This window comes from Desulfovibrio oxyclinae DSM 11498, assembly GCF_000375485.1.
GTDB lineage: Bacteria > Desulfobacterota > Desulfovibrionia > Desulfovibrionales > Desulfovibrionaceae > Pseudodesulfovibrio > Pseudodesulfovibrio oxyclinae.
The window spans coordinates 1-7,711 of the sequence record NZ_AQXE01000023.1 but is presented as its reverse complement, the minus strand read 5'-3'; the positions used below and the strand labels follow the sequence as shown (position 1 = coordinate 7,711).

At 56.7% G+C, this 7,711-nt stretch carries 8 protein-coding genes and 1 tRNA gene; 2 read left to right on the top strand and 7 right to left on the bottom strand.

The window, feature by feature from the left end; all coding sequences use genetic code 11:
- Positions 1–212, top strand: a 212-nt coding sequence (locus B149_RS0115865) for an integrase core domain-containing protein (RefSeq protein ID WP_026167676.1), incomplete at its 5' end; no start/stop codon positions are given.
- Positions 213–316: 104 nt separating this feature from the next.
- Here B149_RS0115865 and B149_RS18810 read toward each other — a convergent pair.
- The 6 genes from B149_RS18810 to B149_RS0115840 form a co-directional block, all read right to left on the bottom strand.
- Entirely contained in the window at positions 317–580 is a 264-nt protein-coding gene (locus B149_RS18810) for a hypothetical protein (RefSeq protein ID WP_083909268.1), read from the bottom strand.
- Positions 568–981: a hypothetical protein gene (locus B149_RS0115860; RefSeq protein WP_018126149.1), complete on the bottom strand. Its 414-nt coding sequence runs from the start codon at positions 979–981 to the stop codon at positions 568–570. The genes B149_RS18810 and B149_RS0115860 overlap by 13 nt, the downstream gene beginning before the upstream one ends.
- Positions 982–1,318: 337 nt before the next feature.
- Complete coding sequence (locus tag B149_RS17600; protein WP_083909266.1) at positions 1,319–3,223, bottom strand: terminase gpA endonuclease subunit; 1,905 nt, start codon at positions 3,221–3,223, stop codon at positions 1,319–1,321.
- The gene (locus tag B149_RS0115850; RefSeq protein WP_018126147.1) at positions 3,213–3,758 is read right to left on the bottom strand and encodes a hypothetical protein; all 546 of its coding nucleotides are present in this window, start codon (positions 3,756–3,758) and stop codon (positions 3,213–3,215) included. The genes B149_RS17600 and B149_RS0115850 overlap by 11 nt, the downstream gene beginning before the upstream one ends.
- Positions 3,759–3,907: 149 nt before the next feature.
- Positions 3,908–4,336 carry a hypothetical protein gene (locus B149_RS0115845; protein ID WP_018126146.1) on the bottom strand — a complete coding sequence of 143 codons (429 nt, stop codon included), beginning with the start codon at positions 4,334–4,336 and terminating at the stop codon, positions 3,908–3,910.
- A 378-nt stretch (positions 4,337–4,714) separates the two neighbouring features.
- A complete protein-coding gene (locus tag B149_RS0115840; protein ID WP_018126145.1) occupies positions 4,715–7,075 on the bottom strand; it encodes a phage/plasmid primase, P4 family in 2,361 nt (786 codons plus the stop codon).
- A gap of 298 nt (positions 7,076–7,373) precedes the next feature.
- Between B149_RS0115840 and B149_RS0115835 the strand changes: the two genes are divergently transcribed.
- A tRNA-Asp gene (locus tag B149_RS0115835) sits at positions 7,374–7,450 on the top strand.
- Between the two features lie 14 nt (positions 7,451–7,464).
- On the opposite strand, the gene B149_RS17595 is transcribed toward B149_RS0115835, so the two are convergent.
- On the bottom strand, positions 7,465–7,659 hold the full coding sequence (locus B149_RS17595; RefSeq protein WP_425386884.1) for a hypothetical protein: 195 nt from the start codon (positions 7,657–7,659) through the stop codon (positions 7,465–7,467).
- Between the last annotated feature and the right edge of the window lie 52 nt (positions 7,660–7,711).

The following is a 7,711-nucleotide window of genomic DNA, read 5'->3' as shown; positions in this document are numbered from 1 at the left end:
CCCAAGGCAATGGCATCGCGGAACGATTCGTTCGCATCCTCAAGGAAAATCTGCTTTGGGTCAGGCGATTCAACACGGTCGAAGAGTTGAGGAAGGCCCTGCTGAAATTCAAGGAAACCTACAACCGGCAATGGATCATCGGCAGGCACGGCTACAAGACGCCGAGCCAGGTCCGCGAAAGGCAGATCGTGCTCACTGAGTGCGCGGCGTGATTAAGGACAAAATTGTGTCCAGAAAACCCTGGACCGCTACAGACGGTTACAAGCAAAATCGCAATATTCGATCCCATAGTTCCTCCAGTTAAAATGACATCCACTCAAAAACGATTAGCAGATATCAACAAACCAGAGCCTGAACAAGCTTCATTCTTGCTGCGCATTCTTAAATTTATAGCCGCAACCCTTACACCGATGAAAACGCTCCCAAACAATGCCCCTTCCCCTGGGGTGGTGCAGCGCGGGTTAAGGCGCAGCGAGAAATCCGGCACGTCTCCGGGCAGTCCGGTTGTTCCGCATGACTCGTACCGGCCATGCTTGCGGATGGCACTGCCGTCGAAGTCGAACGGGATCACGCTACCCATTGCTCATCTCTTGTAGAAACGTCATTCTCATCAACCCACTTTAAAAACCCTTTCAATTCGCTTGGCTCAGGCCTATACAACATCTCTATGCCTGTGTGCTCTTCATCAAGGACTCGGTAGGTTAAGACTATCACATAAGCAGAACTGTCATAAACTTTCATTTGCCCTGTGATTTCGCCCTCCCCAAGACCTGGATATGCCTGACAATCGACATCCATCGCCCCCGCCACATCCTTAAATCCCGCTTTTAACTGTTTGCAGGACTGCTGCACGGCCAATTCCAGCGACATGTTGAAGACCGCTTCTCTTTTGCTGGCCAGGTTTCTGAACTCCGGCAAGGTCTGGTTTGTGGCACACGCTGCTAAAAAAAGAAGGCTAAATAGAAGGATACCATTTTTCATGTCTTCTCCTTTGGTTAAACATGAATGCTGATATCAATTTTCCAACCTTTTCACCAGTGAGGATCCTNACCAATACTAATCTGATAAACCTAAATGTGGTCTTGATCTCATTCACTTTGGACGGATTTGATGTTTGCCCGTAGCTGACAAAGCAAGCATTTGCTGTTCCCGCAAAGATGGTACCGAACTTTGAATGTCCCGGAGCTTTTAGGGGAGCTGACGACGCGGCAACGTTGACCACACAGGGGACATGGAGCACCACCTTTCAGTGTGAATCGAACCCCTTCGCGAGCCTTGGCAACAGCCGCTGCAATCGCTTTTTCCTGTCGGGTCATCCTCACAGAACCTCCTCTCCGGTGTAGGGGTTGATCTTTTTCCGTTTCTGCTTCTTGGTTTTGACCCGTAGCCGCTCGCCGGGTTTCCGAAACTCCATGCGCTTCACGGCAGCGGCCACCAGATTCATGTAGCCGCAGTCCCATGCGTGGTTGTCCTTGCCTTTCGGGCACTGCCAGTTGCCGTTGTCATCCACGTATTCCACCGTCATCTGCTTGCACCAATCATCGGTCACATCACCATGCAGATGCCACGCACCCGGATCAGCCGGAGCAATCTCAAGCTGGCTGGACAGCCGGTCCTTGTAGAAATTCGAGTTGCCGCGCAACAATCGCAGCCCGCCGGGTATACTGCGCTTTCGTCCGCGTTTGTCAGGCGGCATGTATTCCAGTGTCGTGAAGTCGTGAGGCTTGTTCATCCGCTGCTCCCCCTTGTAGGCGTAAACCCGGCCTCGGTGAGTTCTGGCCCAGTCATACACCTCTGAGGTGCGATGCCCCCCGGAGTCGATCACTGCCAGCTCCACGTTGTACTCGTTGCCATCGGCGTCAGAATACCGCTCATCCCAGAGGATGCGTGCAACATCCTCCAGACACAGAACAAAACCCTCACGAATGCCCCACGACTCTCGCTGCAGCCCCCAGCCCCATGCGCGAACTTCGTACCAAAACCCGTTGTCCTGCGTGTCCACCGCAGCTGTCAGGCCTGCAACCACACCGCCACCGGGGACCACCCCGGCAGGGCGCTCGTCCTTGAGGACCTTGATACGCTCAAGGGGGCGCTCAACGTGGTATTCAACCCAAGGCTCTGCCTCATACGCATTGCAGTAATCGCGCATTTTTTGCTTGCTTGCCTGCCCCTTCAAAAAGGCTGCAGCAACTTCGGACAACGAGACAAAACGAGACAGCCAGGCAGGAATATGGAAACCGATCTTTGCGGGCCGCCGTTCCTTGAGCACTGCCTCAAGCGTTGCTCCGGAGACCAGATCGCGCCATTCACCCAGGGCGACAGCCTTGTCACGTTGGTTGTCGTCCCAATGGGCCTTGCAGTGCTCGCATTCATACCGGGCAAGCAGCTTGTTTTCGATAGTAGCGGGATCGCGCTCGTCCTCGGGGAACTTGTGCCCCTTGGTATTCATACGCTGGAACCCTCCGCAGGAAGGGCATCTGACGATATAATGGAAAACTATCTGACAGGACTGCAACTCCTGCCAGATCGGACCGCTTTCAATGGTTGGTGAGGAAATCTTGTATCGTTTGCGGCTCCAGCGGAATGTCCGCTGTCGCTTTTCGCCCAATGAAATCGGGTCTGCTTCGGATTTGGATGCCACTGCAGGATACTTGTCAATTTCATCGAAAATCAGGTGCTTGATGAACTTGTTCGCCAAAGAGGACGGGGTTGCCCAAGCACCGTAAACGCTCATGTGTTCCAGGTTGATGCGCGTGTTTGCCACATCGTCCTCGCGGCCTGTCATGAATCCGGCCAGCCTCGGGGTGGACTCCAACAGTGAGCGGATGCGGTTCTTGATATTATGTGTAGCGGTCGGCCTATCCGGGTATACCAGCATCGCAGGCCCGGGATCCCGATCGATGGCATACCCCAGAACTGTGTTGATGACCTCGGTCTTACCCACCTGCGGAGCAGCGCATAGCACCAGTTCACGGACACCCGGAGTATAGGAGGCGTCGAGAATGCCTGTCAGGTAAGGAGAGGTAGAGTTACGCCAACGTCCGGGCAAAGCAGAGTCCTCAGGCAGCACACGGTGCCTTTCCGCCCAGATGCTGGGCTTGATGGGCTTACGCTTGCGGCAGATGCGCCGCTCCGCTTTGCTTGGCTGGAATTGGTATCGTTCGACATCTACCCCATGCGGCAGCCACCTGGAGCTGACGTGGATAACAGCATCATTCTGCATCAAAGACCACCTCTGCCGGATCCATGTTCGCGTATTCCGTCAGGACCTCGTCCACCAACTGATTAAGCGTGCGCATCAGATCTGCCGCGCGTTCCGGGTTCCCCTTAACCAAATCGATCAGGTCCAGAACTCCAGACTGGATTGAGCTCTTGAATTGTGATTCAAGAACTCCGGCGCGGGCCGCAATCTCAAGCATGACGTTGTTTCGATCAATCAATTGCCCTTCTTCCCGACGACGCTTGAGCCTAGCCGTCTTGACCTGTTCTTCGATCAACTCCAGCTTTGCACGCTCGCGTGCATCCTGGAGCTCCTGCTGCTCTTGGGTCATAGTCTTGCCAGATTGAATCCGCTTGAGGTTCGCTGCAGCGTAAAGTTTGAGCGCAGCCACATCAAAGAGCCCGTCAGTATTACGCCCAAACTTTCCCTGCTTAAAATGACGATCCACGGTGCTGTGAGCTGCCGTATATCCTTCGGCCTCAAGGAAGCGGCGAACATCAGCAATCGTTTTCAACTGCAAATCATTTTCCTTTTCCATGGTGTCACCTTTGCTGTTCTCTGTAGTACGAATGGTGCATCAGAATTAAGGCAAATTCCCATTTTCCCAATAAATTCAAAATGCAAACGCACGCAAGAAACGCGACTCTCTGCACCCGCGCGGCGTGGAGGCTTGGGAAGGACCCAAAGTCATAGGGCCTCACGGATGGGGAATTTGGATAGATAGTAGATCGCATGGTCAAAGGCTGGCCCCCAGAATAATTCAGAGATTCGAGCTAAAGTCTCTTCGCCTTCACCACTGGCCCATTTGGGCTCAGACTCGATCCCGACTCCGCCGCCAGCGTAACGGACCACTTTCACCACCGCCTTCCAGCGGTGCAGTAGTCCACGGAGTTCTTCAAACGAGGCGACTCGCTCCTCCCATGCGTAGATCAGTCCCAGACCCAAGCTGTCGCGCAACCTGGCAGCTTCCATCTGGTCCGCATCCCATCCCCACGCCATGCGTAGTTCGTAGCTGTGGGACCAATCATCGGTGACCACATCTGCCGCTGCCTGTTGCTCTGGCTGCACAGCTTTTACACCGTAACGACTGCGAGCCTGGTCAAATGCGTTCGTCATTAAACTCTCCATGGACCATGCGTCCCAGCTTGTCCCGCACTGGTGGGACAAGCGCAAACCCGCGTCACACCAAGAGCGGTCCGTGTGGGACAGGTTATTTTCAATTCTGCCTGTCCGGATTGATATATACGCGCGTACGCGCACGCACCCGCACCCGGAGAGGGACAGCAACCACGGACCACTTGGGACACCCGGACCGATGGCACAACCATGCGGGTTACCGCGTCCCGACCAAACCGGACGAAGTTGGGACACGCTTGGACCACACCAGGACAATCCGCACCATTCAGGGCGGGTTTCTGGTTGAGTCGGTCCATGGGTGACCCCATGAGAGTACGGCTGGCGGCGCCGAAAAAGGGGGCGAGGGGGGCGCGGGGACTAGCCATCGGACACCCCCGAGGAAAGCACTCGGATACCGGAGAGGACGCGCTTACGCCCCTCACTGCGCGGCCTGCTCTCCGTGAGCTGCATGCCCATGCCCGCGACAGTGGACTTGAGGTCGCGGAACAGATTCTCTTTGGAGAGCGCCTTGTATCCGCCGTCCTTGCAGAACTCGCGATAGGCCTTGTAGGCTTCGTCCTTGCGTACAGTCGCACCCTCACCCACCTCGCAGCACTCCTCGATGAACGCCTGCACGGGGTTGTTCAGGCGCTTGTAGTCGCCGACCAGAAGGCGGGTCTCCTCGCAGTCGGTGAACGAGCCCTGCTCACGCAGCCGGCGCAGCCCTTCGAGCGCCCAGAGGAATATCTCGTCCAGCTCGGCGAGCAGCTTTTCCTCCAGATGCTTGTCCTGCCTCGGATCGCCGTCGAGGTACTGGACCTTGAACTGCACCGGCAGCACGCGACGATAGAATCCGTCGGAATTATCGAGGACTCGCGGCAGCCTATTTGCGGCAAACGCGAGCTTGCAGTACGGAACGAACTCGAACACGTCCTTGTGCTTGAATGCAGCTTGCACCGGGTCACCGGTAACCAGCGCCTTGAACATGCTGCTTTCCATGGCATCGCTACCAACCTCCGTGGAAATGTTGAGTTGCTTGCCATAGAGCGCCACCCGCTGGAACTGGTCATCGAGATCCTGAAAGCGAACCGCCGAGCAGTTCTCGGGGCCGACGAGCGAGCGCAGTATCTTGAGGAACGTGGATTTTCCGTCCGAGCCGGGACCGAGCAGGAGCAGGCATTTGCCGAAACGGACCTCGCGGGTCAGACAGTAGCCGGCAAACTCCTGTAGCTGCATGATGGCCTCGGGGGTCTGTACGGTCTCTTCAAGGAATGACAGCCAGCGGGAACACTCCCTGTCCGAATCGGGTTTGAAGTCCACGCCCAACTGCACGGTTGCGAGATAGTCCCGTTCATGGGGGCCTGTTTCGCCGGTCACGGTGTTGAGCATGCAGTTCTGCAGGCAGATCCATTCGGAACGGTCGTTGACCTCTCGGCCATGCTCCACGGTAGCGAGAATCTTGGCCTGAAACGCCGCATCGTTGACCCGGCTTTGCAGCGCCTCTTCACCCAGATAGTTGATGGCCATGCGCTTGACCTGCGCCTCGTCGAACAGTTCCCAATACTGTCCGTTCCACGAGTAGAGGCGCGAGGTGTGGGGATCGTGCAGCAGCGGCCTGTCCTGCAGAAGTTGGTTGGCGAGCAGGCGCGGCTTGAACTTGTTGAAGCGGCAAAATCTCCAATAGTTGGAATTCTGCTCCTCTTCTTGTTCCTCATAGGCTGTGGCCGTAGCGAACAGCTCCTGCAGATCTTTGGCCGTTTTGCTATGACGCATGAAGAAATCGGTCAGGTCCTGCCCATGATCCTCGGGCCAATTGCCTTCATCATCCCGTCCCATGAAGTCCGGCCAGCGCAACAGGCGGACCGACTTGGCGCTCTTGAAAATGTTTCCGGCTGCGATCCGTGCGTGTTCCTGCCCTGGACGGTCCGCGTCATAGCAGATGATCACATCACGATTGCGCAACGGAGCAAGCTGGGCGCCGGACCATTTACGGACGTTATTGGCTGTCAGGGTCATGGCTGCGAACCCATGGGAGAGGGCGCAAATGACGTCGGGCTCGCCCTCGCACAGAAGCAGCGGCCCTTCTTTGGGAATAAGATGCTGAGATGGGTACGGACGAGCTGTGCCGTAGCCCTGTCCCCAGCTGATGATCTTGGCTTTGACCCGCGCGTCTGGCAGTTTGTACTGCCGTAGGTTGCGCAGTTGACCGTTCGCGTCCCAGACGGGCATCACCACCCGCTGCGGGGCGCTGTTGATGGCCCGGGGTTCGCCCGACTCCTTGTCGCGGTAGTGAGTCTGCAGGCGCAGATCGAGCCTCCGGATGACATCAAGAGACCAGCCACGCACCTCGCGGAATCGCTGGGCGAGTTCGTCAGGCAGAGGTGGGAACAGATCCAGCACGCTCTGGGGGATTGGGGGCGCCTCATTCTTGCGGCGAGCATGACGGGGGGCCAAGGGGGGCGCGTCACCGCCAAAGCGGTCGCGGAACTCGCGGAAGCCCTCGCGGTCGTCCAGCCCGTTCACGAGGCTGAACAACTTGATGAGGTCGCCGGAGTCGCTGCAGCCAGCCATGCACTTGAAAACGTCGTCGGCCACGTTGTAGCCGAACGAGGGTGTCTGGTCGTCATGCAGCGGGCACAGCCCGTTCAGCCAGTCACCGTCTTCGGAGCGCACATCGAACAGCCCACGTGCAATTTCGGCCCGCCGGTCGGCGGAAAGGTTATCAAGAGCCCAGCCCATGGCAGGCCTCCTTGATTGCGAACGGCAAAATGTGCTTTACTGATGTATAAGGACGGGCAGGGCAGTGGGGCACCCCTCCAGCGCGGGTAAGCAGGCGGGTAAGCAAGCTGACGAAAAAGCCCCCAAAAAGCCGACAAGCGGCCCCCCAACTTTTTGCCAGAAAGTGTTGACAACGAAGGGTAACTATGAAAAATGTCCCTTCTGGCTTGGCCTTACAAGCCGAGGGTCGCAGGTTCGAGCCCTGCACCGCCCACCACAGAGAGCAAAGCGCTGCTTAACGCGCTATGCCCAATAGAGCGGAGCCGTAGTTAAGCTGGTTATAACGCCGGCCTGTCACGCCGGAGGCCGAGGGTTCGAGTCCCTTCGGCTCCGCCATAGAAATCAAAGGCTTAGGAGATTCTCCTAAGCCTTTTTTCTTTGCTGGTGGGCCCTTCGGTGGGCCCGGATATNTGGCCGGGATCAAGGCTTGCCTTCATGCCGCCCTGCAATATCTCAAGGTGAGGTCGGATCGGCTCCATTCCCCGTACATAACGCTCCGTTGTCGCAAGCTTCTTGTGTCTGAGGATTTGCTGAATCGCGATCATGGGAACATTGTTGTTCGCCAAAATCGACGCCGTAAGATGCCGTATCGCATGA